Origin of the sequence: Bradyrhizobium sp. HKCCYLR20261, assembly GCF_051168435.1 — a bacterium.
Classification (GTDB): Bacteria; Pseudomonadota; Alphaproteobacteria; order Rhizobiales; family Xanthobacteraceae; genus Bradyrhizobium.
This window is the reverse complement of sequence record NZ_JBNPUZ010000004.1, coordinates 1-25,747: the sequence shown is the minus strand read 5'-3', so window position 1 is coordinate 25,747 and position 25,747 is coordinate 1. Positions and strand designations below refer to the sequence as shown.

Genomic DNA, 25,747 nt, shown 5'->3' with positions numbered 1-25,747 from the left:
CTCGGGGCGGCGGCAAATCGTCATCCGGGAAGATAACGATGCTCGCCGCCGGCCTGGTCGAGCGGGATACCTGTACCGGCTTCAGCGCCCGGCGGCAGTGGCCCCCTTGCTGCGCGGGTCGGGAGCGCCGACCAGTCCTTCCGCCGTGACCAGGATCGAGTTGGCCGAGGTGCGGCCCATCGGCTCCTCGATCTTGTGGCCGCGTGCGCGGAGGTCGGCGAGCACGTCGTCGGCGAACCCCTTCTCGATTCTGACCTCGTCCGGCATCCATTGGTGATGCAGGCGCGGCGCGGTCACGGCCTGGCGGACGTCCATCTTGTAGTCGAGCACGTTGACGATCACCTGCAGCACCGTGGAAATGATGCGGCTGCCGCCCGGCGTGCCCGTCACCAGCACAGGCTTGCCGTCCTTCAGCACAATGGTCGGCGACATCGACGACAGCGGGCGCTTGCCGGGACCGGGCAGATTGGCCTCGAAGCCGACCAGGCCGAACGCGTTGGAGGCGCCCGGGGCGGCGGTGAAGTCGTCGAGCTCGTTGTTGAGCAGCACGCCGGTGCCCTCCGCGATCAGGCCGACGCCGTAGGGGAAGTTCAGCGTGTAGGTGTTGCTGACGGCATTGCCGTCATTGTCGACCACCGAGAAATGCGTGGTGTTGCTGCCTTCGCGCAACGGCTTGGTGTTGAGCACGTCGCCGGCGCTGGTGGCGCGCGCCGGATCGATGCCGGCGCGTTGGCGCTCGGCGTAATCCTTCGACAGCATCGCGCGCACCGGCGCATCGACGAAGGCGGGGTCGCCGAGATAGCGAGCGCGATCGGCATAAGCGCGCTTCATTGCTTCGATCAGCAGGTGCAGCGAGGCCGGCGAGCCCTGTTTCAACTCGGCGAGCTTGAAGCCTTCGAGGATGTTCAGCATCTCGATCAGCACGGTGCCCCCGGACGAGGGCAGCGGCATCGAGACGACGTCGTAGCCGCGATAGGTGCCGCGCACCGGCGTGCGCAGCACCGGCTGATAGGATTTGAGATCGTCCGCGGTCATGATGCCGCCGGCTTTCTGAATCGCCTTGGCGAGCTTGTCCGCGACCGGTCCCTCGTAGAAGCCGCGCGGCCCCTGTTCGGAGACCGCGGCGAGCGTCGCGGCGAGGTCGGGCTGCACCAGCCGGTCGCCTTCCTTGAGCACGGTTCCATCCGGGCGCATGAAGATGGCAGCGGAGGACGGCCACTTCGCCAGCCGCGGCGCCATCATCGGCAGGGTGACGGCGACGTCGTCGGCCACGGGGATGCCGTCACGGGCCAGCACGATCGCCGGGTGCAGCAGCTGAGCCAGCGTGAACTTGCCCGAGCCGTATTTCTCGAGCGCCAGGGCGAGGCCGGCCACCGTCCCGGGCACGCCGATCGACAATGCCGAATCGCGCGACTTTGCATTGTCGGGCTTGCCATCGGCGCCGAGGAAGATGTCGCGCGTGATCGCGGCCGGTCCGGTCTCGCGATAGTCGATCGCGATGTCCTCGTTGCTCTTGGCGAGATGGATGACCATGAAGCCGCCGCCGCCGATATTGCCGGCGACGGGATAGGTCACCGCCATGGCGAAGCCGGTCGCGACCGCGGCGTCGACGGCATTGCCGCCGAGCGCGAGGATGCGCTGGCCGACCTCGGCGGCGATCCGCTCCTGCGCCACCACCATGCCATGCGCGGGCGGTTGCGCGGGCGCGACGACGCCGGGCGGCAGCGGAATCTCGCGTCCTCCGCTGTCCAGCGCCCGCGCCGGCAGGCAGCCCGCCAGCAAAATCAGCGCACCTGCGAGGAGCCGCCGTCGATCAATCGTGAACATGGTCATCGCCATTCTGCCGCTGCTGACATCCGCATGGGATCATCAGATGTTATAGGGCGCCGTCGCCGGCGTAAAACGCGACACCGTGATCGTCGCCCTGTGCGGCGATGCTGCCAAGGGAACTGCAATGGCCGTGACCGCGATCGAGACCGCCAGCGAAGCCGACAGCCGGACGTATCCCGGCCGTGCCGCCGTCGTCAGCTGGATCTTCTTCGACTGGGCGGCGCAGCCCTATTTCACGCTGATCACGACCTTCGTCTTCGCGCCGTATTTTGCCGCCCATGTCGCGCCCGATCCTGCCAGCGGACAGGCGCTGTGGGGCTTTGCGACCGCCGCCGCGGGCATCGCCATCGCGCTGTTGTCGCCGGTGTTCGGCGCGATCGCCGATGCGACCGGTCGGCGCAAGCCGTGGATCGCCGCATTCGGCGCATTGCTGGTGATCGGCTCCTCGCTGATGTGGATCGGCCGGCCCGGCGCGCCCGAACTGATTGTGCCACTGCTCGCGGCCTATGTGCTCGCCACCATTGGGGTCGAGTTCGCCACCGTGTTTAACAATGCAATGATGCCCACGCTTGTGCCGCCCGAGCGCATCGGCCGCCTGTCCGGCACGGGATGGGCGACCGGCTATGTCGGCGGCATTCTCTCGCTCGTTCTCGTGCTCGGCTTTCTCGCCGCCAATCCCGAGAGCGGCCGCACGCTGTTCGGGCTGACGCCGCTGTTCGGCCTCGATCCGGTAACGCATGAAGGCGACCGCATCTCTGGCCCGCTCACCGGTCTGTGGTTCATCGTGTTCGTACTGCCGATGTTTCTGTTCACGCCGGATTTCCCGGCGCGGCACCGGCTCGGTGCCGCCGTGCGCGAGGGTCTCGGCCAATTGAAGGAGACGCTGCGCAGCCTGCCGCAGCAGCGCGACGTCGCGCTCTTTCTCATCGCCAACATGATCTACACCGATGGCCTCGTCTCGCTGTTCGCGTTCGGCGGCATCTATGCGGCCGGCACGTTCGGCTGGAACACGATCCAGATCGGCACTTTCGGCATCATCCTCGCCGCCGCCGGCACCTTCGGCGGCTGGCTCGGCGGCAAGGTCGATGATCGCCTCGGGCCGAAGCGGGTCATCGCCGGCAGCATGACCCTGCTCTTGCTCGCGATCATCGCGATCCTGCTCGTGAGCCGTGATTCGATCCTGTTCATTTCGGTCACGCCGGCTGCGCCGGGAGGACCGCTGTTCGCGTCGTGGCCGGAGCGCGCCTATCTGCTGCTCGGCTGCGTCCTGGGTGCCTGCGGCGCGCCGCTGCAGGCCGCGTCCCGCTCGCTTCTCATCCGCATGGTGCCGAAGGAGCGCGTCGCGCAATATTTCGGCCTGTTCGCGCTGACCGGAAAAGTCACGTCCTTCATCGGCCCGCTGCTGATCGGCATCATCACCGCGGCGACCGCGAGCCAGAAGGCCGGCATGGCCGTGCTGGTGCTGTTCTTCGTGGTGGGACTGGTGCTGCTGGCGCGGGTGAACTCAAGTCGTCGTGCGGGGCAGGGCGCCTGAAACTTGCTCCGCCGTCATTCCGGGGCGCCCGGAGGGCGAGCCCGGAATCCATACTCACGATCGTGGTTATGGATTCCGGGCCTGCGCCTTGCGGCGCATCCCGGAATGACGGCGGAGATCTTGGATAAAATCAGTGCCGGAAATGCCGGACACCCGTGAGCACCATCGCGATGCCGTGCTCGTCGGCGGCCTTGATGACCTCGTCGTCGCGGACCGAGCCGCCCGGCTGGATCACCGCGGTGGCGCCGGCCTCGATGCAGGCCAGCATGCCGTCGGCGAACGGGAAGAACGCGTCGGATGCGACCACCGAGCCCTTGGTCAGCGGCTCCGCGAGCTTCAATTCGGCAGCGGCATCGAGCGCCTTGCGCGCGGCAATGCGTGCGGAATCGACGCGACTCATCTGTCCGGCGCCGATTCCGACGGTCGCCGAATCCTTGGCGTAGATGATGGTGTTCGACTTCACGTGCTTGGCGACGCGGAACGCGAAGCGCAGGTCGCGCAGCTCGGCATCGGTCGGTGCGCGCTTGGTGACGACCTTCAAGGTCATGTCGTCGACCACGGCGTTATCACGGCTCTGCACCAGGAGGCCGCCGGCAACAGTTTTTGCCGTGAGGCCGGCCTCGCGCGGATCGGGCAGGGCGCCGGCCAGCAGCAGCCGCAGGTTCTTGCGCGCGGCGATCACCGCGATCGCCTCCTCGGTGGCATCAGGCGCGATGATCACCTCGGTGAAGATGCCGGTGATCGCGCGCGCGGTCGCGGCGTCGAGCTTCCGGTTCATCGCGATGATGCCGCCGAACGCCGAGGTCGAATCGCAGGCCAGCGCCTTCTGATAGGCGGTGATCAGGTCGGGGCCCTCGGCGACGCCGCAAGGGTTGGCGTGCTTGACGATGACGCAGGCCGCGGTGCGCGCCGGATCGAACTCGGCGATGCACTCATAGGCCGCATCGGTGTCGTTGATGTTGTTGTAGGACAGCTCTTTGCCCTGCACCTGCCGCGCGGTGGCGACGCCGGGCCGGCGGCCGGGCAGCGCGTAGAAGGCGGCATGCTGGTGCGGGTTCTCGCCATAGCGCAGCGACTGGATCAGCTTGCCGCCGAAGGCGCGATAATCCGGCGCGTCGTTCTGGATCGTGGCGGCGAACCAGTTGGAGATGGCCGCGTCATAGGCGGCGGTGCGCGCATAGGCCTTCGCGGCGAGCCGCCGGCGCAGCAGCAAGGTGGTCGAGCCCTCGTGACGCGCGAGATCCTCGAGCACGGCCTCGTAGTCGTTGACGTCGACGACGACGGCGACATCCTCGTGGTTCTTCGACGCCGCGCGGATCATCGCGGGGCCGCCGATGTCGATGTTCTCGATGCAGTCGCTGAACGGCGCGCCGCGCTCGACCGTGGATTCGAACGGGTAGAGATTGACGACGAGCAGGTCGATCGGCGCGATGCCGTGGGTCTTCATCGCCTCGGCGTGCTCGTCATTGCCGCGGATCGCGAGCAGGCCGCCATGGACCTTCGGATGCAGCGTCTTGACGCGGCCGTCCATCATCTCGGGGAAGCCGGTGAGGTCGGAGACGTCCTGCACCTTCAGGCCGGCCTCGGTGATCGCCTTGGCGGTGCCGCCGGTGGAGATCAATTCGACGCCGCGTGCGGCGAGCGCGCGCGCGAAGTCGACCAGGCGGGTCTTGTCGGACACGGAAAGCAGGGCGCGGCGAATAGGACGAAGCTGATTGGTCATGGCGGGCAGAATCCTGTTGCAGGAGGTTCAGTTGCCCAGGCGCACGGCGGTCGATCCCGCGCTCCCCGATGGTGCTCCATCCAAAGTCGCCAGTCGCGCGAGAGCCGGGCTCATAGCAGCTTTCGGCCGGGCGGACAACGGGGACGCAGACGCGCTCGCGCCGGGTTGACCGTATTGGTTACCCTCAACTCGAGCGTTGGGACGGTACCCTTAACCTCTCCCTGCGTGCAGGGAGAGGTCGGATTGCATCGAAGATGCAATCCGGGTGAGGGGGCTATCCGCACGGTCGGTGGGTGTGGCGGCCCCTCACCCCAACCCTCTCAGCGCGAGCGAAGCTCGTCGCGGCCCCGTGAAGGACGGGGAGAGGGAGCGCACTGCCGTCGTGGAGACGACGTGCGCTCACTGCATCCATCAGAGCGGCAGCTCCGGCTCGCGCCGGGCATTCCGCCGCGCGTTGGTGTCGCTCGGCGAGGTTGAGGAGCGGATAAAGCTCCAGCGGATCGAGGCGGCCTGCTGGGCGTCCTGGCGGATCACCAGCTGCGTCGTGCGCCGCGGGCCGTCATTGCCGGCGAGGAACACGCTGTCCTCGAGGTCGACGCGGTCCTCGAAGGTCTCGAACGTCCAGACTTCACGGTTGGGCAGCACCAGCATCGCGCCGCGGCCGTCGCTGAGCCGGCTGGCCTTGACCGCCGGATGCAGATGGAAGCGCAGTGTGTAGTCCGAGCCGCCGCCGCGCAGCCGCGCGCCTTGCGCGGGCGTCACGGTGTCCTCGCCGTCCAGCCGCGCGCCATCCTCGGCGGCCACCAGCACGCGGCGGTGGATCAAGCCGAACTTCGACGCATAGCCGTTGTGCGAGGTCGACAGCACGGTGCCGTCGGGCACGACCTCGCGGAAATTCTCCACCCGGGTCGGCCCCGACACGATCGGCGCGCCGTGCAGCAGCCGCTTCATGGCCGACATCTCGACGAAGTTGCAGGACGAGGTGTTGTGATAGGTCAGCGTCGAATGCGCCACCGTCGAGCGCGCGAAGGTGCGCCAGTTGTCGCGCCCGGTCGACGGCATGCCGCAATTGATGACGATGCGGCTGGCGCCCGACGACAGCTCGAACGCCAGGCAGCCGGCATGCGCCTCGTGGCTCAGATGCGGCGGTGGCGGCGCGCCGGTGTCGACGATGACCGTCATCTGCCCGGCGTCCAGCCGCTGGAAGCCGGAATGCGGCATGCTCGCCATCGGCGTGCCATGGGTGTCGTCATAGGCGAGCAGCGTCGCCAGCAGGTCGGACGGGGTGCCGCCCATGCCGTTGAACAGCGCCATGTTGCCGTCGCCGTGCCGGAAAAAGCGCAGCATCGGCATCATCCGGTCGATGGCGTTGAGCAGCGCCGGCGGCGGCGCGATGTTGCGCGCGGCGAAGGTCTGGCGCAGCGGCAGCAGGTCGATCAACAGCTCGATCAGCGCGCCCGGGTTGCGCGACACGTGCCCACCGTCGGGGAGGATCTGCCGCTGCAGCTCGTCGGAGAGTTTCCGCGTCGCGCTGCGGATGTGCTTGGCCTGGTTGGCGAGGCACAGCGCCGCGTAGCACAGCGCGATCAGCACCTGGAGCCGCGGCACGCCGTCGGGAATGTCGATGGTCGAATAGCGCAGATAGCGGATCTCGCGGGTCAGGCCGCGCAAGTACCGGCGATAGAACTTGCCGTCGGAATCGGCCAGCACCAGCGGCGCCTGCGACAGCAGCGAGATCACCCGGCGCGCCAGCACGTCGGCGCGGCGGCTGAGCGGGTGGCGGCCGATCTGGTTGGTGATCCAGTCGTCGACCAGGGCGCGTGCGTTGGCGCGGGTCAGGGCGGTGTCGGCTGCGCGAAGATGTCGCAGCCAGCCGAAGCCGAGCAGCGCCACCTCCCAGTCCTCCGACGGAGGCTCCAGGTCGAAGATCGAACGGCCGTGGCAGGTGACGATCTTGCCGGCGAACACGAAGCGCCCGGCATAGATCTCGGCCGCCCGTGTGGCGTCCGACGTGCGCAGATCATGCGGCGCAATGATGAGCCGGTCCGCGCGTCCGGGCCACAGGCCGGACACGGATACCGATACACCGCTGACATTGGACATCAGGCTGCGCGCAAAGCGGCCCATGACCAGCGTCGATATGCGTCTGCGTTGAGCGGCGGACACGCCAAGCCTTGTTCAGAGGGGATTCGGTTGCGGATCCTTCATAGATCGCAACTGCCGCCGATACACCATTTTTGGCCCCGGTGCAGCACCCACGCAGGACCAGAATCTGGTGCAAAATCAGGATTTAACGGACAGACACAACCCGCACGCCCTCAATCCGGTACCGGCATTGCGCCGGTGCACGTCATGCACGATGACACGCTCACGCGCGCCGCTCCAGCCTCGCGGCATAAAATCCGTCGAGACCGCCGAGTCGCGGGTCCTGATGCGGCAGATGGCAGGGTAGTGTTCGCAGATCGCCCGCCGCCGTCACGAGTTCGGCAAGTCCGGCCACCTCCGCGGGGGTGATGGGGATCCGCCGCAACTCGGCGCTGCCGGCGAGGGCGCTCTCGACCACCTGCTCGCCTTCCTCGGGCTCGAGCGAACAGGTGCAATACACCAGGATTCCGCCGGGCTTCAGCAGGCTGGCGGCCCGGGTCAGGAGCCGGGCCTGCAGGCCGGACAGCGCGGTGATGTCGGCCTCGCTGCGCAGCCAGCCGACATCGGGATGCCGGCGGATGGTGCCGGTCGAGCTGCAGGGGGCATCGAGCAGCAGGCCGTCGAAGCCGGCGCCGTCGGCCGGCTGCCATTCGGCCGCATCAGTCACGACCGTCTCGGTCGTCAGCTGCAGCCGGGTCATGTTCTCCTTGAGCCGGTTCATCCGGGCAGGCGACCGGTCCACCGCGGTGACGCGGGCGCCGGCATGGGCGAGCTGGGCGGTCTTGCCGCCCGGGGCGGCGCAGAGATCGGCGATGCTCTTGCCGGCGACGTCGCCGAGTAGCCGGGCGGGCAGGGCCGCGGCGGCGTCCTGCACCCACCATTGGCCTTCGGCGAAGCCGGGCAGCACCGTGACCGAGCCATGCAGCAGGGTGCGCACGGTGCCGGTCGGCAGCACCTCGCCATGCAGGCGCGAGGCCCAAGATGCCGGGTCGGATTTGACGGTGAGATCGAGCGACGGCTCCTGGCCGAGCGCGGCCGCGATGTCCTTGGCGGTCGTCTCGCCATAATGCGCGATCCAGCGGGCGAGCAGCCAGGGCGCGATGTCCAGCGGCTGGCCCATTGTGTCGTCGAGCAGCGCGGTGCCCTCGCGCGCGCAACGTCGCAGCACGGCGTTCACCAGCCCGGCATATTTGGCGGCGCGGCGGTCGGCCTGGACCAGTCGAACCGACAGGTCGACCGCGGCGTGATCCGGCACGTCCATCCACAGGATCTGCGCCGCACCGATCAGCAGCGCGCTCTGGGCGCGCGGTGCATCGGTCGGAATGCCGCGATCCAACAGCCGCGACAGCACGTTTCCGAGCGTGCCGAGCCGACGCAGTGTGGTCGCCACAAGGCGTCGCATCAGCGCACGGTCACGATCGGCGAGATGCTTCAGCCCGGGATGCGCACCGGTGCCGTCGAGCTGATCATCGAGGGTACGGTGCTTGTGCAGGACCCCGTCGATGACATCGGCGGCGATGCGCCGGGCGGCAAGGCCCGGAACTTCGGAAGGGGTCGCAAAACGCGGCGGAGGCATGCCTGGAGACTACTCGCGAAAGAAGAAAGGCAGTTCCGCGACGATCGGGGTGCATGCCATCAGCTTGCGGGACCTCTGCCACGGGAATATGCCAAATGTAAGAATCGGCTCTGCTTTTTTTAGACCTGTTTTATCGAGCGTGCTCACACGATCTGATGATGTCGGCAATGATCCGGTTCAATGGTGGAATGGTACGATGAGCGATGAGTCCTCAGGTAAGCCCGCTTTGACCTTGGTGGCCAGCAATGACGCGCCGCGCAAGCCGCTGAGCCCGGCCGCGCAGCGCGCGCTCGCCGAAGCGGAGGAGCGCCGGCGCCTTGCTGCCGAGCAGGCTGAGACACCGATGCCGAAGGAGCTGCAGGGCCCGAAGGGGCCGGAGCCGACCCGCTACGGCGACTGGGAACGAAAGGGCATCATCTCGGACTTCTGAGGCCATTGCTTGGAACGTGGTCCATCGTCAGAGATAGTGCTGGTTGCGCAGATAGCGCACGATCTGATCGGCGGCAGCGTCGGCCGAGAGAGTGTCGCCATCGATCGTGATCTCCGGCCGTTCGGGTGCTTCATAGGCTTGGCCTAGTCCGGTGAAGTTCGAAAGCTCTCCGGCGCGCGCTTTCCTGTAGAGGCCTTTGGGGTCCCGCGCCTCGCACCTCGCCAGTGAGGTGGCGACATGGATCTCGACGAATTCGCCGGCATCGAAGCGACGGCGTGCCATCTCCCGGTCGGCGCGGAACGGCGAGATCAGCGACACCAGCGTGATCAGGCCGGCGTCGACGAACAGCGCGGCGATCTCGGCCACACGGCGGATGTTCTCGACCCGCGCCTCCGGCGTGAAGCCGAGATCGCGGTTGATGCTGTGGCGGAGATTGTCGCCATCGAGCAGCGCACTGTGCCGGCCGAGCTCGCACAGCCGGCGGTCGACGAGGTTGGCGATGGTCGACTTGCCGGCTCCGCTCAGGCCGGTCAGCCAGAGCACGCAGGGCTTCTGCTGCTTGAGGCGGGCGCGCACCGATTTGTCGACCGCGAGCGGGTGCCAGCTGATCTCGACAGGCCGTCGCAACGGCGCATCGATCAGACCCGCAGCAACCGTGCGCCGGCTGAACGGATCGATCAGGATGAAGCTGCCCAGTTCGTGGCTGTCGCGGTACGCCTCGCAGACCAGCGGCCGGTCGAGCGCGATATCGACACAGCCGATCTCGTTGGCGTCCAGCGTCGCGTCTGCCTCATGCGCCATCGTCTCGATGCAGACGCGATGTTTCATGGCAGAGACCACGGCGCCGATCGACGATGTGCCCGATTTGAGCAAATAGCGGCGGCCCTGCCGCATGGCTTCGTCATCGAACCAGATCAGATGAGCGGTGATGTGATCCGTCACCACGGGTGACGCACCGGAGGTCAGTACGTCGCCGCGGCTCGCATCGATCTCGTCGGCGAGCAGCAGCGTCACCGATTGCCCGGACACGGCCTGCTGCAGCCGGCCGTCGGCCGTGACGATGCCGGTGACGCGGCTGCGCCGCCCCGAGGGCTGGACGACGATAGGATCTCCACAGCGCAGCGTGCCGCTGGCGACACGGCCGCTGAAGCCGCGAAACTCCGCATGCGGGCGGTTGACCCATTGTATCGGAAAGCGGAACGGCCGGTCTGCGATGCCGTCGGACACGTCGGCCTGTTCGAGATGCTCCATCACGCTCGGCCCGACATACCAGGGCATGCGCGCGCTGCCGCCGATGATGTTGTCGCCGTCGCAGGCCACCACCGGGATGCATTGCACATCGCTGATGCCAAGCTGCTCGGCCAGGCTGCGGCAGGTGGCCGAGATGGTGGCGAAGCGATCGGCGTCGAAGCCGACGAGGTCCATCTTGTTGACGGCCACCAGGACGTGACGGACGCCGAGCAAAGCGAGGATATGGCTGTGGCGGCGGGTCTGGCTGACGACACCCTTGCGGGCGTCGACCAGGACGACCGCAAGGTCGGCCTGCGAGGCGCCGGTCGCCATGTTGCGCGTGTATTGGACATGGCCGGGTGTATCGGCGATGACGAAGCGGCGGCGCGGCGTGGCGAAGAACCGGTAGGCGACGTCGATCGTGATGCCTTGCTCGCGCTCGGCCTGCAGCCCGTCGACCAGCAGCGCGAAGTCCAGCGCCGGTCCGGCGGTGCCGGCCGTCTTGCTGTCCGAGGTCAGCGCGTCGAGCTGGTCGTCGAGCAGCATCTTCGAATCATAGAGCAGCCGTCCGACCAGCGTGCTCTTGCCGTCGTCGACGCTGCCGCAGGTGACGAGACGCAGGGTCGGCTTGTCCTGCGCGTGTGTGCTGGCGGACGCCTGCGTCCGTCCGATTGTCGCGTGGTGCCCGGCCATCAGAAATAGCCCTCCACCTTCTTGCGCTCCATCGAGGCCGCGCTGTCGCGATCGATCACGCGGCCCTGCCGCTCCGAGGTGCGGGACGCCATCATCTCGCGCACGATCGCGGCAAGGTCGGACGCCGTCGACGGCACAGCGCCTGTCAGCGGATAGCAGCCGAGCGTGCGGAAGCGGACCGACCGCCATTCCGGCGTCTCGCCCGGCCGCAGCGGCATGCGTTCGTCGTCGACCATGATCAGTGCGCCGTCGCGCTCGACCACCGGCCGCAGACTTGCGAAATACAGCGGCACGATCGGGATGTTCTCGAGGTGGATGTAGTCCCAGACGTCGAGCTCCGTCCAGTTCGAGAGCGGGAAGACGCGCATGCTCTCGCCGGGCGCAAGCAGGGTATTGTACAGGTTCCAAAGTTCCGGCCGCTGGTTCTTCGGATCCCAGCGATGCGTGATGCTGCGATGGGAGAAGATGCGCTCCTTGGCGCGCGATTTTTCCTCGTCGCGGCGCGCGCCGCCGATGGCGGCGTCGAAGCCATGCATGTCCAGAGCCTGGCGCAGCGCCTGGGTCTTCATGACGTCGGTGTAGAGCGCAGAGCCGTGGACGAACGGGTCGATGCGCTGGGAGAGCCCTTCCGGGTTGACGTGCACCAGAAGCTCGAGTCCGAGCTCTCGCACGCGCTGGTCCCGGAACGCGATCATGTCGCGAAACTTCCAGGTCGTGTCGATGTGCAGCAGCGGAAACGGCGGCTTGCCGGGATGGAACGCCTTCATCGCCAGATGCAGCAGCACCGAGGAGTCCTTGCCGATCGAATACAGCATCACCGGCTTGCGAAACTCGGCCGCGACCTCGCGCAGGATGGCGATGCTCTCGGCTTCGAGCCGGCGCAGATGGCTGAGGGCTTGCGGCTGCGGTTCGGTCTCCGGCGGCCGGAATCTGGATGTCGTCGTCGCGGGTGCGCGATCAATGATCCCATTCATGCCGCCACTCCCGCACGCTCGCCGAACAGGCGCGACGATGCCGCGGCATTCAGGCCGAGATCGCCAATGCAGGCTGCCACCGAGGCGCGATAGACGTCGTTGACGCCGCAGCGCTCCAGCAGCTCCAGCTGAGCACTTGTCACCGCGCCTGTCGCGCGCGGCTGGAAGCGATAGGCGCTGTCGGAGGTGTGGAGATTGGGCACCTTGTAGATTGCGGCCTCGCTCGGGAAGATGACCCGGGCATTGCTCCCATGCTCCTGTCCCGGCTGTTGCCAGCTCGTCACCGCGTCTTCTGCGAAGCTTGCGGACAGGCCGAGGCGATCGAACAGCACGCGAACCGATGCGATCGGCTCCTTGCTGACTTCGTAGACGTAGTGCGTGACGGGAACTCCCTGCTGTCTCGCGTAGCTCGACACTCTTGCCGCGCTGAGGGCGGCGATGATGTAGTGCGCCAGCAAAGTATTTTCTGAGGCTCGCGAGATCAGCTTGTCCAGCCAGGACGCGAGCGCGCTCGCTGGCTCGCGATCGAGCGCGATCAGGTGGAGCCGGTGCGGCGGATATCCCGCATCGATCAGCAGCTTGAGCGGGTTGAACAGGCTCTCCGCGATGACATAGGGGCCGATCGTCTCCTTGCTGAACAGGTTGGGCTGGTCCGCGGTCGATGGAATGATCCAGGGCGTGAGCGGCTGGCCGACCATCGCATCACGCAGCATGGCTTTCAGCGGTTGATAGTAGGACGGCATCCCGGTCATGCCGAACAGGTTGCTCAGCGCGGTCGATCCGACCCTGGCCTTGCCGCAGGCGAAATAGAGCATCGGGAAGTCCTGCGCCGGGCGTCGCCGGAACGCCTCGGCGAGAGACTCCGTGACCTCGCGCATCAGCGTCTGCAGCGTCACGGTTCTGCTCTGGAAGGCGCCGACCGGCGTGAGCTGCATGGTGTTGAGCGAGGAGTCTTCGGTTCTGATCAGAGCGGCCATCTCTGCAATGGACGCAGCCGAGTTCGTGTCGAGAAGCATGTGTCTGCTCCTGTCCCTGAGTTTCAAAAAAGCTTGAGAATGTGCTTCGGGATGCAATGAGTGCGGGGCGCGATCGCGGGCGACCGCGCCGGTCGATCAGGCGGCGCGCACGGTGTCGAGGAATCGCTCGACCTCCACCTTGAGATTGCTGCTCTGGAGCGTCAGCGAGCGCGCGGAGTCGAGCACCTGGCCCGAGGCCGTTCCGGTGGCGCTGGCGCCCCGGTTGACCTCCGTGATCCGCTGCGCGACCTCCGCCGTGCCCTTGGCGGCTTCGCCGACATTGCGGGCGATCTCGCGCGTCGCGGCGCCTTGTTGTTCGACGGTGGCGGCGATGGTCGCAGCGATGTCGGAGATCTGCGTGATGGTCGCGCCGATCTCTTTGATCGCGGCGACCGACTCCTGTGTCGCTGCCTGCATCCCGGCGATCTGCGTGCCGATGTCCTCGGTGGCCTTGGCGGTCTGCGCCGCGAGCGCCTTGACCTCGCTCGCGACGACCGCGAACCCGCGGCCGGACTCGCCGGCGCGCGCGGCCTCGATGGTCGCATTCAGCGCCAGCAGGTTGGTCTGCTCGGCGATCGCGGTGATCAGCTTGACCACATCGCCGATCCGGCCCGCGGCCGATTGCAGCTCGTTGATGCGGCCGTCGGTGCGTTCGGCCTGCCTGACCGCCTCATTGGCGATGCGGCTGGAATCGTGGACCTGGCGGCTGATCTCGGTGACCGAGGCGCTCATCTCCTCGGTCGCCGAGGCCACGGCGCCGACATTCGTCGAGGCTTCCTCCGAGGCTGCGGCGACCATGCTGGACAACGACTGGGTCTGGTTGGCGGTGCCCGAGAGGGTGCCCGCGGCGCCTTCGAGCTGATGCGCGGCCGACGATACGGTGGTGACGATGCCGCCGACGGCTGCCTGGAAGGCGTCCGCGAGCTTCATCATCTCCGCTTTGCGCTGCTGGGCCGCGATCTTTTCCTGGTTCTTCTGGTCCTGCTCCATCTGCTCGATGCGGATCAGATTGTCCTTGAAGGTGCGGGCCGCGCGCGCATTGTCGCCGACCTCGTCACCCCGCTGCGTGTAGGGGATTTCCACCGACTTGTTGCCGCCGGCCAGCTCGAGCAGGACGTCGCCGACGCGCCGGATCGGACGGGCGATGGTCAGCGACGAGAACACCGCCGAGCCGATCAGGATCAGCACCACCAGCGCGCCGACCAGGATCGCGACGTTGCCGACGCGCTCCATCTCGGCCGACAGCTGGCTCTGTCGCAGCGACAGCATGTCGGTCGCGATCTTGACGCCTTCGCCGAGACGCTTCCTGATCTCCTGGTCTGTCGTGACCACTGTCTCGTCGAAGATGCGCCGGCTGGCTTCGTCGGCCTTGAAGTAGTCCAGCGCCGCCGCCTTGAACGCGGTCGCGATGCTGATGAGCTCGTCGATGCCAGCCTGGATGTCCTTGTTGTTGGTGAGCTCGCGGGACTTCCCGAGATCGGCGAGCAGCGTCTCGAGCCCCGCGGTCACGACGTCGCGCTGCGCCGGATCCGCGTTGGTCCCGTAACGCCAGCTCGCCGCGTTGATCGACGCCATGGCGGCATCCGCCGTGCGCAGCTCGGACTCGATGCTGAAATGCACGGGGGAGGCGAGCAGGCTGGGCAGGCTCGTCAGCTTGGGAAAGCTGCGCTTCCAGGCATCGAAGGCCTGGCTGCGGGCTGCGGTCTTGGCAAGCACCTCGCCGCGCGCCTTGGCGAAATCGGCGCCGGCTGCGGCGGATTTGTCGATGGCTTGGCGAATCTCCGCGTACAGCTGCTGCGCCACGGCGCGGGTCGCGCGCTGGCGGGCGGCTTCCACCTCACTGCCGGCCGCCGCGAGGTTGGTCTGCAGCGCCTGCAGGCTGGCCTGCAGCCGATCAGGCGTTGCGGCGCGGGCGATCTCCTGCTGGTTGAGCTGCGCGCGCAGCAGCGCCGCATCGGCCCCTTGCGCGTTGGACTTGTTGGCCATGTTGATCACGGCCAGGCGAGTCAGCTCGGCGATCGATTGATTGCCGACGATCTGGTTGGCCAGCATGCCCGCGACCAGGATCACACCGATCCCGGCCGTAATCCCGAGCTTTGTCCCGATCTTGAAATGTAAGCCGAACATTCCCACTCCCCAGAGTTGTATCTGGGTAGTAGGCTCAACCAAGATTAAAGAAGATATAAATACCTCAGGCCGTACAACTACAGGTAAAAAGTTCCCGTCGGGAACCGCAGAGAGGGAACTCTATTCTACGGCTGCATATTCCCTGCATCGGCCGGGCATTCTTCAGCGCGTCACCACCACCTTGGTGCCGATCGACACCCGCTCGTAGAGGTCGGTGATATCCGTATTGAGCATGCGGATGCACCCATAGGAGACAAAGCCGCCGACCGAGCCCGGCACGTTGGTGCCGTGGATCGCGTATTCGCCGCCGGCCAGCGTCATCGCCGCGACGCCCATCGGATTCTGCGGCGAGCCGCCGGCAATGACGTCGGGAATGTTCGGCTTGTCGCGCTTGACGTCGGCCGGCGGCGCCCAGGCCGGATATTTGTATTTGCCGTCGATCTTGGTGGTGCCGGCCCATTGCCGGCCGGCCTTGCCGACGCCGACCGTGTAGCGCATGGCGTGGGTGCCATCGAGCACCAGATAGAGCTTCCGCTCTCCGGTCTTCACGACGATCGTGCCGGGCGAATAGTCGCCGGCGATGGGGACCAGTTCGGGCCGGGCCGACGCTGTCCCGATGCCCGCCATCGTGATTGCGATTGCCGCGGCGGCCATCGCGGCCGCCTGCCTGATCATTCCAGTCCGCATTGCCATCCCCTCACCTGATCGCGTTCGGTGCGCGCTCCAGCCCGAGCGCTCGGATGGCTTGAGGAAAGGAAAACTTCGCCTGCGAGTAAATGACCTGAAAACAACACTCCCGCGGAATTTCGCCGCGGGAGCGCCACAATGTCGGTAATTGGGGTGGAGCGCGCCTACGCCTGCTTGCGGTTCTGCCGGTGCTGGACGAGGTCGTCGACCACGCCGGGATCGGCCAAGGTCGAGGTGTCACCGAGGCTGCCCGGCTCGTCCTCGGCGATCTTGCGCAGGATGCGGCGCATGATCTTGCCGGAGCGGGTCTTGGGCAGGCCCGGCGCGAACTGGATCTGGTCGGGCGAGGCGATCGGGCCGATCTCCTTGCGCACCCAGGCGACGAGCTCCTTGCGCAGCTCCTCGCTCGGCGTCTCGCCGGCCATCAGGGTGACATAGGCGTAGATGCCCTGGCCCTTGATGTCGTGGGGATAGCCGACGACGGCGGCTTCCGAGACCTTGGCATGCGCGACCAGCGCGCTCTCGACCTCGGCGGTGCCCATGCGGTGGCCGGAGACGTTGATGACGTCGTCGACGCGGCCGGTGATCCAGTAATAGCCGTCGGCATCGCGGCGGCAGCCGTCGCCGGTGAAGTACTTGCCCTTGTAGGTCGAGAAGTAGGTCATCTCGAAGCGGGCGTGATCACCATAGACGGTGCGCATCTGGCCGGGCCATGACCGCGTGAGGCAGAGATTGCCTTCGGTCGCGCCCTCGAGCGGGTGGCCATCGGCGTCGACGATCTCCGGCACGACGCCGAAGAACGGCCGCGTCGCCGAGCCTGGCTTGAGCTTGGTCGCGCCCGGCAGCGGCGTGATCAGGATGCCGCCGGTCTCGGTCTGCCACCAGGTGTCGACGATCGGGCAGCGGCCCTCGCCGACGACGCGGTGATACCACTCCCACGCTTCCGGATTGATCGGCTCGCCGACCGAGCCGAGCAGGCGCAGCGACGCGCGCGAAGTCTTGGTCACCGGGCCATCGCCGCCCTGCATCAACGCGCGGATCGCGGTCGGCGCGGTGTAGAAGATGTTGACCTTGTGCTTGTCGATGACGTTCCAGAACCGCGAATTGTCCGGATAGTTCGGCACGCCTTCGAACATCAGCGTGACAGCGCCGTTGGCGAGCGGCCCATAGAGAATGTAGCTGTGGCCGGTGACCCAGCCGACATCGGCGGTGCACCAGTAGACGTCGCCCTCGTGATAGTCGAACACGTATTGATGCGTCATCGCGGCGTAGACGAGATAGCCGCCGGTGGTGTGCAGCACGCCCTTGGGCTGGCCGGTCGAGCCCGAGGTGTAGAGGATGAACAGCGGATCCTCCGCGTTCATGTGCTCGACCGGGCAGTCGGTCGTCACCATCTCCGCGGCCTCGTGGTACCAGAGGTCGCGCGTCGGGTTCATCTCGACCTTGCCGCCGGTGCGCTTGACCACGACGACCCAGTCGACATTGTCGACCTTGTTCAGCGCCGCATCGACATTGGCCTTCAGCGGCACCTTGCGGCCGCCGCGCAGGCCCTCGTCGGCGGTGATCACGACCTTGGAGTCGCAATCCTTGATGCGCTGGGCCAGCGAGTCCGGCGAGAAGCCGGCGAACACCACGGAGTGGATGGCGCCGATGCGGGCGCAGGCCAGCATCGCAAAGGCCGCCTCCGGAATCATCGGCAGGTAGATCGTGACGCGGTCGCCCTTCTTGACGTTGCGGTTGCGCAGGATGTTGGCCATCTTGCACACTTCGTCATGCAGCTCGCGATAGGTGATGTGCTTGGACTGCGAGGGATCGTCGCCTTCCCAGATGATCGCGGTCTGGTCGCCACGGGTGGCGAGGTGGCGGTCGATGCAGTTGTAGGCGGCGTTGAGGACGCCGTCCTCGAACCATTTGATCGAGATGTTGCCGGGGGCGTAGGAGACGTTCTCGATCTTGGTCGGCGCATGAATCCAGTCGACGCGCTTGGCCTGCTCGGCCCAGAAGCCGTTCGGGTCCTTGATCGAGCGCGCGTACATCTCCTGGTACTTGGCGTCGTCGACAAAGGCGCGTTTCGTCCACTCGGCCGGAACGTCGTAGATCTTCTCGGACATTTCACACCCTCCGCATGCGGCCTGCCGTGGTCCAGCGCAGGCCGTCGTTGTTCCCACTATGCGTCCCCGTAACCGGCGGCGACAAGGCAGGACAAGTAGAACCTTCGGCGGGGAAGCGGTCTGCGCAGGATCAAAGATTTGTGCGCGGAGGTTGCGACAGCGTCGGCCGCACTGTTGGTGATCGTGCCAGCCGATCGTCAAGGTTACCCCGAATCGGTCACGGTTGCGGTATCGGGTAACCGATTTGCCTGAATTTAGGGACTCGCCATCCGCGTCCTGACGCCCTAAATCGCCTGGAAGCTGTGGATAACCCGGTCGGAACCAAAACGACAGCCGGGGCATTGAGCGGATAAGACCGGCGGCAGGGCGTCTAAAGCAATGATGGACCAGCAGAATTTCGAGAGCTCACGGGTCGGCCCGGCCGATGCCGAGGTCGCGCTCGCAAAGGCGCTGGGCCAGTGGCCGGCCAAGCCGGGGCGCCGCAAGCTCACGCTCAAGGATCTGGCCCACGCCAAGACCGCCAATGCGCAAGGCTCCGCCAAGACGACGGTCGAGGAACTGGCGAAACGTATCGGGCTGAAGCTCGGCGACCAGTCGGAGCTGACGATCCGCCGCATCAAGCGCGGCAAGAGCTACACCTTCATCCGCGCCAACGGCACGCAGATCCGCCACGCCGGCACGATCCGCCGGCTGCACGCGATGGCGGTTCCACCGGCCTATCGCGAGGTCCGCTACGCCGCCGATCCGAGCTCGCATCTGCAGGCGGTCGGCATCGATGCCGCCGGGCGGCTGCAATACCGCTATCACACCGATTGGGAGAAGGTGCGCGAGCATCGCAAGGCGCATCGGCTGGCCAAGCTGGTCGGCGCGCTGCCACGCATCCGCCGCGCCGTGTCCAAGCATCTCGGCAGCGAGCAGCCGACGCGCGAGTTCGCGCTGGCTGCCGTGATCGAGCTGATCGCGCGCACCGCGATCCGCCCCGGCAGCGAGTCCTATGCGCGGCTCAACGGCACCCGCGGTGCCGCGACGCTGTTGAAGTCGAACGTTCTTCTGGAAGACGATTGCCTGGTGCTGACCTTCAAGGCCAAGGGCGGCAAGGCGGTGCGCAAGGAATGCGATGCCGCCAAGCTGGTCCGCGCCGTCGGCATCCTGCGCGGCCTGCCCGGCCGTCGTATGTTCCAGTATCGCGACGCGCAGGGCGTGGTGCGTGCCGTCTCGACCACGCAGGTGAACGCGTTCCTGCGCGAGATCGCCGGCATCAAGATCTCGGCCAAGGATTTCCGCACGCTGATGGCGTCAGCCGTCGCGCTGGAGACGCTGTCGCGGATCACGCCGGCGGCCAGCGCGCGCGGCCGCAAGAAGCAGATTTTGGAAGCGATCCGCGCCGCCGCCGACGAGCTCACCAACACGCCGGCGATCTGCCGCAAGAGCTATGTGCACGATACCATCGTGACCGCGTTCGAGGACGGCATTCTCGAACGCTTCGCCGCGACCATGAAGGGCCAGCGCTCGCAGACGAAGCGCGAGCAATTGCTGGCGCAGGTGGTGACGGCCGTCTCGGCCTGATCTCGCGCAGCAACTAGGCCTGGCAGCGCGGGCCGATTTTCGCCGACGCAAGGAAGCGCGCGATCGGATCGAGCTGCTTGCACGGCACGGCCGCGCTCCTGGCAACTTGCGGATTGCGCTTGGCGGGCCGCAGCACGGCCGCCTTGGCCGGCACCTTGGTTCGGCGCGCCACAGTTGCGCCGCGCCCGTCGACACGCACGGACTTCGACACCAGCGGCAGACGCGCGGCGTCGTTCAGTTCGAGCGGCTGGGTTTCAAAACTCCGATCGCTTTCGCTCAGCGTATCGACGCCGGGAACGGGTTCGCGGATCAGCGCCGACGTCGTCTCGCCGGCCAGGTCGCGATCGATGTCACCGGGCGTGACCGCCGCCAGCACCATCTTCGTTGCAAGCAAGCAGCAGATTATCACGAGGCAGAACCCCGCAATCCAGATCGTTCTGTTCACTGTTGGAAACCCCCGCCGATCGCGCCGGACAGTGCAGGACATCCCCTTCCCGCAGCCGGCGCCGTGACGACCAATCAACCTTAAGAAAGTCTTACTCGCAATGTCTTCGGCAGCTTCGGCCAGGCTCGGCTGGCATCGTAGTTAATGGCCGAGTCCTCGCTGTCATCATCGGCCAATGACCGACACCGTGCTGATGAGTTCAGCAGTCTGCGACATTCCGGCGCGCGACATCTCGGTCAATGAGTCGGCGAGACGATCTCGATGCCCCGAGGTTTCACGGATCACGTTAAATTTTGCCGCGAAACTCGCATCCCGAAGCACGCGTAGCTCGGCCCGACACGACGCAAGAGCACGAAGCTCTGAACCGCATCGGTGTCGCCGTCGAACTCATCACGCGGCCCTGCCGCGCCATCCTTAGGGAGCTACCCATGTCCAAGCGCATTGCCTTCCTCGCTGCCGCCGCCTTCAGCGCGCTGTCGCTGACCTCGATCGCCATCGCGCCCGCGAGCGCCGAGGAGAAGACCGTGATGGTCGGGGGCGCGGCGATGTATCCGTCGAAGAACATCATCCAGAACGCGGTGAACTCGAAGGATCACACCACGCTGGTCGCCGCGGTGAAGGCCGCCGGCCTCGTGCAGACGCTGGAGGGCAAGGGCCCGTTCACGGTGTTCGCGCCGACCAATGCCGCCTTCGGCAAGCTGCCGGCCGGCACCGTCGACAACCTGGTCAAGCCCGAGAACAAGGCGACCCTGACCAAGATCCTCACCTATCATGTCGTGCCCGGCAAGCTCGAAGCCGCCGACCTGAAGGACGGACAGGTGCTGAAGACGGTCGAGGGCGAGCAGCTCACCGTGAAGCGTGACGGCAAGACCGTGATGATCATGGATGCGAAGGGCGGCTCCTCGACGGTCACGATCTCGAACGTCAACCAGTCGAACGGCGTGATCCACGTGATCGACACCGTGCTGCTGCCCGCGTCCTGATCGCGCGAGGAAACACCGGTCGCATCCGTTTCTTCCTCCTCCTCGCGGATGTGACCACGAGCGAGCCGGGCCCACCCCGGCTCGCTTTTTTGTGAGCGCCATCGCTCCGAAAGCATCGATTTGCCGGTTTGAGCGCGTAACGGCCGGCCTTCGTTTGGCGTATATCTGCCTGGAACCACCCCGAACCACCGAGCCCGCCATGTCCAGCATCGCCGCCACCGATCAGACGATCAGCACCGAGAAAGCCAAGGTGATCCAGCCGGCCTGGGTCCGCGTCATGCACTGGATCAACGCCGTCGCGATGATCCTGATGATCATGTCAGGCTGGCAGATCTACAACGCCTCGCCGCTGTTCGACTTCCGCTTCGACCGCAGCATCACGCTCGGCGGCTGGCTCGGCGGCGCGCTGCTGTGGCACTTCGCCGCGATGTGGCTGTTGATGCTCAACGGCCTCGCTTATCTCGTCACCGGTCTTGCCACCGGCCGGTTCCGCCGCAAGCTGCTGCCGGTCTCACCCTCCGCCGTCATCGCCGACATCAAGGCCGCGCTGACCTTCAAGCTGTCGCATGCCGATCTCACCGTCTACAACGCGGTGCAGAAGCTGCTCTACCTCGGCATCATCCTGGTCGGCATTGTCGTGGTGCTCTCGGGCCTGTCGATCTGGAAGCCGGTGCAGCTGCACTGGCTGGTCATGCTGTTCGGCGACTATCCGGCGGCGCGCTACGTTCATTTCGTCTGCATGGCGCTGATCTGCGCCTTCCTGGTCATCCACATCCTGCTCGCGCTGCTGGTGCCGAAAAGCCTGCGCGCGATGATCATCGGCCGCTAAGGGGAGACTGCATCATGGCCAAGCGTCCGTTCCTCATTCCCGGCGTCGACAAGCGGCTGCTGATCAAGGATTCGATCAAGGCGATGCCCGACCTCTCGCGGCGCCGCTTCATCACCGGCGGCGCCAGCCTGGGCGCGCTGACCTTGCTCACCGGCTGCGATGTCGTCGACAGCGACAGCGCCGAGGAGCTGCTCAAGAAGGTCTCCAAGTTCAACGACGCCGTGCAGTCCTGGATCTTCAACCCGGACGCGCTGGCGCCGACCTTCCCGGAGAGCGCAATCACAAAGCCGTTCCCGTTCAACGCCTACTACACGCTCGACGAGGCGCCGGAGATCGATGCCGCCGACTGGAAGCTGGAGGTGCGCGGCCTCGTCGACAACAAGAAGTCGTGGACGCTCGATGAGCTGCACGCGCTGCCGCAGGTCAAGCAGGTGACCCGCCACATCTGCGTCGAAGGCTGGAGCGCGATCGGCTCCTGGACCGGCACGCCGCTGCGCGACTTCCTCAAGCTGGTCGGCGCCGACACCCGCGCCAAATATGTCTGGTTCAATTGCGCGGATTCCCAAGGCTACAATTCGCCGCTGGACATGCGCACCGCGCTGCATCCGCAGACCCAGATGACGTTCAAATTCGCCGACCAGATCCTGCCGCGCGCCTATGGCTACCCGATGAAGATCCGCGTCCCCACCAAGCTCGGCTTCAAGAACCCGAAATACGTCGTCGCGATGGAAGTCACCAACGACTACAAGGGCGGCTATTGGGAGGACCAGGGCTACAATTCGTTCAGCGGGAGCTGAGCCCTTTTCCCGAATAGAGTCGCGAGCGCCGCCACGCCCTCCGCCGTCGTCCCGGCCTTGAGCCGGGACCCAGACCCACAGGGAGTGGTTTGAGGCCGGCTGGTCATTGGCATTTTGCCCATGACATCCGCCGCGGCGTATGGGTCCCGGCTCAAGGCCGGGACGACACCGTTGGTGAGGCGCGGCCTGTGGCCTTCAGCTTGCCCTGCATCGCCGCCATCACCGCCCCCAGCAGCAGCAGCGCCGCCGAGACGTTCAGCGCATAGGTCAGACTGCCCATCGCATCGGTGATCGCGCCGACGGCGAACGGGCCCAGGGTCTGGCCCACGCCGAACGAGATGGTCAGCGCCGCGATCGCGCGCGGCCACACTGCCTGCGGCAGGTTGAAGCGCACGAACGCCGTCGTCGCGGTGGTCACCGTCGAGAACGCGATGCCGAATACCGCGGCCGACAAGGTCAGCATGGCCGGTGAATGGCTGAGCGAAGGCAGCGCGGCGCCGATCGCATTCACGGTGAGGATGAGCGCGGTCGGCCAGCCGCCGCGATCCAGCGCCAGCACGCGGCGCCACACCCAGGGGGTGGTGAAGCCGGCCAACCCAATCAGGCACCAGAAGCCGGATTGCGCCGCGGCGCCGCCGCCGAGATCGCGCACATAGGCGATCATGAAGGTGAGATAGGCGATGTAGCCCGCGCCATAGAGGAAGTAGCCGAACAGGTAGATCGCCATCGGCCGCAGTGACACACGGTCGGCGCGCGTCTCCGGCATGGCGGCGTTCGATGGCAGCCGCATCAGCAGCAGCGGCACGATCAGCACCACGCTGACGCCGGCGAGCACCGCCCACACGATCCACCATGAGCCCGGCCCGAAGGCCTGCAGCACGAACGGCGCGATCAGGCCGGAGACGACGATGCCGAGCGGAGGCCCGGCATAGAACAGGCTGAGCACGAAGCTCGCCTGCGCCGGCCGTGCCAGGGCGACCCGCGCCGCCAGCGCACCGCCGACGACGAGCGCCACGCCGGCGCCGATCCCCGTCACCAGGCGTGCCACGCTCAACGCGACGAAGTCGCCCGTCATGGCGCAGACCATGAGCGACGCCAGAGCCGCCACCGTGCCGCCGCGCACGGCGGCCAGCCCGCCGAACCGCCGCGCCGCCTGCGAGGCGATCAGCGCGCCGATCAGGTAGCCGGCGGCATTGACCGTGTTCATGAAGCCGGCCGCCGAATACGACCAGTGCAGCGTGTCGCGCATGTCCGGCAGCACCAGTGCATAGGCGAAGCGGCCGATGCCGAGACCGATGATGGGGCCGAGCGACAGCGTCAAATTGGTCAACGCCGGGTGGCCCGGAGTCGAGGCGGAGGGTGAGTTTGGCAAGAAATGCTCCGGCGCGGCGAATGTCCGGCAATTCATGCTGTCCGGCTGCCATTTCAGAGCACCGTATAGCCTGGCGCCGCGCGACAGAAGACGGGCAGCGGCAATGGTGGCTTGCCAACCACGCAGGAGGGCTTTAGCACTCCGCCGATTTTGCAACTCTCGTCGTTGCCGGGCTGCCGTCCCCGATCCATCGGGGCGAGCCGGCAATCCAGCCCAGAGATGATGGAGGCCCGGGTTCAGGCCCGGGCATGACAAAAGCCCTACGAGGACAACGACCATGGCGACCCAGAAGCTCCTGCTGCTGCCCGGCGACGGCATCGGCCCCGAAGTGATGGCCGAGGTGAAGCGGCTGATCGGCTGGCTGAACGGCAAGGGGCTCGCCTCGTTCGAGACCGAAGAGGGCCTGGTCGGTGGCTCCGCCTATGACGCGCACGGCGCCTCGATCTCGGAAGCCGACATGGACAAGGCCAAGGCAGCCGACGCCATCATCTTCGGCGCCGTCGGCGGTCCGAAGTGGGACGGCGTTCCCTACGAGGTGCGCCCCGAGGCGGGCCTGCTGCGCCTGCGCAAGGATCTCGGCCTGTTCGCCAACCTGCGTCCGGCCGTGTGCTACCCGGCGCTCGCCGACGCCTCCAGCCTGAAGCGCGAGATCGTCGAGGGTCTCGACATCATGATCGTGCGCGAGCTCACCGGCGGCGTCTATTTCGGCGAGCCGAAGACCATCACCGATCTCGGCAACGGCCAGAAGCGCGCCGTCGATACCCAGGTCTACGACACCTATGAGATCGAGCGCATCGCCCGCGTCGCCTTCGACCTCGCGCGCAAGCGCAAGAACAAGGTGACGTCGATGGAGAAGCGCAACGTCATGAAGTCGGGCGTGCTCTGGAACGAGGTCGTCACCGCCGTCCACGCGCGCGAGTACAAGGACGTCACGCTCGAGCACCAGCTCGCCGATTCCGGCGGCATGAACCTGGTGAAGTATCCGAAGATGTTCGACGTCATCGTCACCGACAACCTGTTCGGCGACATGCTCTCGGACATCGCGGCGATGCTGACCGGCTCGCTCGGCATGCTGCCGTCGGCCTCGCTCGGCGAGGTCGACGCCAAGACCCACAAGCGCCGCGCGCTGTACGAGCCCGTGCACGGCTCGGCCCCGGACATTGCAGGCCGAGGCCTCGCCAACCCGATCGCGATGCTGACCTCCTTCGGCATGGCGCTGCGCTACTCCTTCGACATGGGCGCGCTCGCCGACAAGCTCGACGCCGCGATTGCCGCCGTGCTGGCGAGCGGCCTGCGCACGGCGGACATCAAGGCCGAGGGCTCGACCCCGGCTTCGACCACGCAGATGGGCGAGGCGATCATCAAGGAGCTGGAGAAGCTCACGGCGTAATCGGCCGGATGCTCATTTGAGTCGAGCTACTTCCGCGCGGACGCTCTGCTCCCCTCCCCCTTGCGGGGAGGGGTCGGGGGTGGGGGTCCCCACCCAGTGAGCTCCGCTTGGGGCACCTCATCTTCAAAGCCAGTAACTATTTATCGCGACAACGACGCGCTTCACTCGAAGCGCATCCGCCGCTCGCCTTTACGCAAACTCTTCAGACAGCATCGCCCGGAGACCCCCACCCCCGACCCCTCCCCGCAAGGGGGAGGGGAGCGCACCGTCGCTGGGAATGCAGCTCGAC

19 protein-coding genes and 1 riboswitch are annotated in these 25,747 nt (G+C 66.6%); of the genes, 7 read left to right on the top strand and 12 right to left on the bottom strand.

Annotation, left to right across the window (positions count from 1 at the left end):
* Positions 1 to 81: 81 nt before the first annotated feature.
* Positions 82 to 1,833 carry a gamma-glutamyltransferase gene (gene ggt / locus ACQR1L_RS10170; protein ID WP_434858286.1) on the bottom strand — a complete coding sequence of 584 codons (1,752 nt, stop codon included), beginning with the start codon at positions 1,831 to 1,833 and terminating at the stop codon, positions 82 to 84.
* Positions 1,834 to 1,954: 121 nt separating this feature from the next.
* Here ggt and ACQR1L_RS10165 point away from each other — a divergent pair, with 121 nt between their 5' ends.
* Positions 1,955 to 3,364 (top strand): MFS transporter, encoded by a 1,410-nt coding sequence (locus tag ACQR1L_RS10165; RefSeq protein ID WP_434857833.1) that lies wholly within the window; start codon positions 1,955 to 1,957, stop codon positions 3,362 to 3,364.
* 130 nt (positions 3,365 to 3,494) lie between these two features.
* On the opposite strand, the gene purH is transcribed toward ACQR1L_RS10165, so the two are convergent.
* The 3 genes from purH to ACQR1L_RS10150 form a co-directional block, all read right to left on the bottom strand.
* Positions 3,495 to 5,087 carry a bifunctional phosphoribosylaminoimidazolecarboxamide formyltransferase/IMP cyclohydrolase gene (purH, locus tag ACQR1L_RS10160; protein WP_434857832.1) on the bottom strand — a complete coding sequence of 531 codons (1,593 nt, stop codon included), beginning with the start codon at positions 5,085 to 5,087 and terminating at the stop codon, positions 3,495 to 3,497.
* 26 nt (positions 5,088 to 5,113) lie between these two features.
* Positions 5,114 to 5,194, bottom strand: a riboswitch (ZMP/ZTP riboswitch).
* 304 nt (positions 5,195 to 5,498) lie between these two features.
* On the bottom strand, positions 5,499 to 7,214 hold the full coding sequence (locus ACQR1L_RS10155; RefSeq protein ID WP_434857831.1) for a heparinase II/III family protein: 1,716 nt from the start codon (positions 7,212 to 7,214) through the stop codon (positions 5,499 to 5,501).
* Between the two features lie 241 nt (positions 7,215 to 7,455).
* Complete coding sequence (locus tag ACQR1L_RS10150) at positions 7,456 to 8,808, bottom strand: RsmB/NOP family class I SAM-dependent RNA methyltransferase (RefSeq protein ID WP_434857830.1); 1,353 nt, start codon at positions 8,806 to 8,808, stop codon at positions 7,456 to 7,458.
* 196 nt (positions 8,809 to 9,004) lie between these two features.
* Here ACQR1L_RS10150 and ACQR1L_RS10145 point away from each other — a divergent pair, with 196 nt between their 5' ends.
* Positions 9,005 to 9,238: a DUF1674 domain-containing protein gene (locus ACQR1L_RS10145; protein WP_434857829.1), complete on the top strand. Its 234-nt coding sequence runs from the start codon at positions 9,005 to 9,007 to the stop codon at positions 9,236 to 9,238.
* A gap of 27 nt (positions 9,239 to 9,265) precedes the next feature.
* Here ACQR1L_RS10145 and cysC read toward each other — a convergent pair whose 3' ends face one another.
* From cysC to acs, 6 genes are all read right to left on the bottom strand, one after another.
* Entirely contained in the window at positions 9,266 to 11,161 is a 1,896-nt protein-coding gene (gene cysC / locus ACQR1L_RS10140; RefSeq protein ID WP_434857828.1) for an adenylyl-sulfate kinase, read from the bottom strand.
* Complete coding sequence (gene cysD / locus ACQR1L_RS10135; RefSeq protein WP_434857827.1) at positions 11,161 to 12,135, bottom strand: sulfate adenylyltransferase subunit CysD; 975 nt, start codon at positions 12,133 to 12,135, stop codon at positions 11,161 to 11,163. Before cysD ends, cysC begins: the two co-directional genes overlap by 1 nt.
* Positions 12,132 to 13,151 (bottom strand): sulfotransferase family protein, encoded by a 1,020-nt coding sequence (locus tag ACQR1L_RS10130; RefSeq protein ID WP_434857826.1) that lies wholly within the window; start codon positions 13,149 to 13,151, stop codon positions 12,132 to 12,134. Before ACQR1L_RS10130 ends, cysD begins: the two co-directional genes overlap by 4 nt.
* A 96-nt stretch (positions 13,152 to 13,247) precedes the next feature.
* Positions 13,248 to 15,278 (bottom strand): methyl-accepting chemotaxis protein, encoded by a 2,031-nt coding sequence (locus ACQR1L_RS10125; RefSeq protein ID WP_434857825.1) that lies wholly within the window; start codon positions 15,276 to 15,278, stop codon positions 13,248 to 13,250.
* 162 nt (positions 15,279 to 15,440) lie between these two features.
* Positions 15,441 to 15,965 carry a L,D-transpeptidase gene (locus ACQR1L_RS10120; RefSeq protein ID WP_434857824.1) on the bottom strand — a complete coding sequence of 175 codons (525 nt, stop codon included), beginning with the start codon at positions 15,963 to 15,965 and terminating at the stop codon, positions 15,441 to 15,443.
* A gap of 164 nt (positions 15,966 to 16,129) precedes the next feature.
* Positions 16,130 to 18,076, bottom strand: a complete 1,947-nt coding sequence (gene acs, locus ACQR1L_RS10115) for an acetate--CoA ligase (RefSeq protein ID WP_434857823.1) — start codon at positions 18,074 to 18,076, stop codon at positions 16,130 to 16,132.
* 378 nt (positions 18,077 to 18,454) lie between these two features.
* On the opposite strand from acs, the gene ACQR1L_RS10110 reads away from it, so the two are divergent.
* The gene (locus ACQR1L_RS10110; protein ID WP_434857822.1) at positions 18,455 to 19,642 is read left to right on the top strand and encodes a DNA topoisomerase IB; all 1,188 of its coding nucleotides are present in this window, start codon (positions 18,455 to 18,457) and stop codon (positions 19,640 to 19,642) included.
* A gap of 13 nt (positions 19,643 to 19,655) precedes the next feature.
* On the opposite strand, the gene ACQR1L_RS10105 is transcribed toward ACQR1L_RS10110, so the two are convergent.
* On the bottom strand, positions 19,656 to 20,021 hold the full coding sequence (locus ACQR1L_RS10105) for a hypothetical protein (protein ID WP_434857821.1): 366 nt from the start codon (positions 20,019 to 20,021) through the stop codon (positions 19,656 to 19,658).
* A 494-nt stretch (positions 20,022 to 20,515) separates the two neighbouring features.
* Here ACQR1L_RS10105 and ACQR1L_RS10100 point away from each other — a divergent pair, with 494 nt between their 5' ends.
* The 3 genes from ACQR1L_RS10100 (at position 20,516) to ACQR1L_RS10090 (ending at position 22,696) form a co-directional block, all read left to right on the top strand.
* Positions 20,516 to 21,070, top strand: a complete 555-nt coding sequence (locus ACQR1L_RS10100) for a fasciclin domain-containing protein (RefSeq protein ID WP_434857820.1) — start codon at positions 20,516 to 20,518, stop codon at positions 21,068 to 21,070.
* 199 nt (positions 21,071 to 21,269) lie between these two features.
* Positions 21,270 to 21,899, top strand: a complete 630-nt coding sequence (locus ACQR1L_RS10095) for a cytochrome b/b6 domain-containing protein (RefSeq protein WP_434857819.1) — start codon at positions 21,270 to 21,272, stop codon at positions 21,897 to 21,899.
* 14 nt (positions 21,900 to 21,913) lie between these two features.
* On the top strand, positions 21,914 to 22,696 hold the full coding sequence (locus ACQR1L_RS10090; protein ID WP_434857818.1) for a molybdopterin-dependent oxidoreductase: 783 nt from the start codon (positions 21,914 to 21,916) through the stop codon (positions 22,694 to 22,696).
* Positions 22,697 to 22,847: 151 nt separating this feature from the next.
* Here the strand turns inward: ACQR1L_RS10090 and ACQR1L_RS10085 are convergent, their stop codons facing one another.
* Positions 22,848 to 24,068, bottom strand: coding sequence for a YbfB/YjiJ family MFS transporter (locus tag ACQR1L_RS10085; RefSeq protein ID WP_434857817.1), 1,221 nt, complete (start codon positions 24,066 to 24,068; stop codon positions 22,848 to 22,850).
* 277 nt (positions 24,069 to 24,345) lie between these two features.
* Between ACQR1L_RS10085 and leuB the strand changes: the two genes are divergently transcribed.
* Positions 24,346 to 25,458: a 3-isopropylmalate dehydrogenase gene (gene leuB / locus ACQR1L_RS10080; protein ID WP_434857816.1), complete on the top strand. Its 1,113-nt coding sequence runs from the start codon at positions 24,346 to 24,348 to the stop codon at positions 25,456 to 25,458.
* Positions 25,459 to 25,747 lie beyond the last annotated feature (289 nt).

Coding starts and splice junctions, on each gene's coding strand:
- ACQR1L_RS10150 (WP_434857830.1), bottom strand. CDS start 8,808: ATGCCTCCGCCGCGTTTTGCGACCCCTTCCGAAGTTCCGGGCCTTGCC.
- cysC (WP_434857828.1), bottom strand. CDS start 11,161: ATGGCCGGGCACCACGCGACAATCGGACGGACGCAGGCGTCCGCCAGC.
- ACQR1L_RS10125 (WP_434857825.1), bottom strand. CDS start 15,278: ATGTTCGGCTTACATTTCAAGATCGGGACAAAGCTCGGGATTACGGCC.
- ACQR1L_RS10155 (WP_434857831.1), bottom strand. CDS start 7,214: ATGGGCCGCTTTGCGCGCAGCCTGATGTCCAATGTCAGCGGTGTATCG.
- ACQR1L_RS10095 (WP_434857819.1), top strand. CDS start 21,270: ATGTCCAGCATCGCCGCCACCGATCAGACGATCAGCACCGAGAAAGCC.
- ACQR1L_RS10105 (WP_434857821.1), bottom strand. CDS start 20,021: ATGGTGCTGGCGGCGGTCACGCCCGGTGACATCGATCGCGACCTGGCC.
- ACQR1L_RS10120 (WP_434857824.1), bottom strand. CDS start 15,965: ATGCGGACTGGAATGATCAGGCAGGCGGCCGCGATGGCCGCCGCGGCA.
- ggt (WP_434858286.1), bottom strand. CDS start 1,833: ATGACCATGTTCACGATTGATCGACGGCGGCTCCTCGCAGGTGCGCTG.
- ACQR1L_RS10165 (WP_434857833.1), top strand. CDS start 1,955: ATGGCCGTGACCGCGATCGAGACCGCCAGCGAAGCCGACAGCCGGACG.
- ACQR1L_RS10110 (WP_434857822.1), top strand. CDS start 18,455: ATGATGGACCAGCAGAATTTCGAGAGCTCACGGGTCGGCCCGGCCGAT.
- acs (WP_434857823.1), bottom strand. CDS start 18,076: ATGTCCGAGAAGATCTACGACGTTCCGGCCGAGTGGACGAAACGCGCC.
- ACQR1L_RS10130 (WP_434857826.1), bottom strand. CDS start 13,151: ATGCTTCTCGACACGAACTCGGCTGCGTCCATTGCAGAGATGGCCGCT.
- purH (WP_434857832.1), bottom strand. CDS start 5,087: ATGACCAATCAGCTTCGTCCTATTCGCCGCGCCCTGCTTTCCGTGTCC.
- cysD (WP_434857827.1), bottom strand. CDS start 12,135: ATGAATGGGATCATTGATCGCGCACCCGCGACGACGACATCCAGATTC.
- ACQR1L_RS10100 (WP_434857820.1), top strand. CDS start 20,516: ATGTCCAAGCGCATTGCCTTCCTCGCTGCCGCCGCCTTCAGCGCGCTG.
- leuB (WP_434857816.1), top strand. CDS start 24,346: ATGGCGACCCAGAAGCTCCTGCTGCTGCCCGGCGACGGCATCGGCCCC.
- ACQR1L_RS10090 (WP_434857818.1), top strand. CDS start 21,914: ATGGCCAAGCGTCCGTTCCTCATTCCCGGCGTCGACAAGCGGCTGCTG.
- ACQR1L_RS10145 (WP_434857829.1), top strand. CDS start 9,005: ATGAGCGATGAGTCCTCAGGTAAGCCCGCTTTGACCTTGGTGGCCAGC.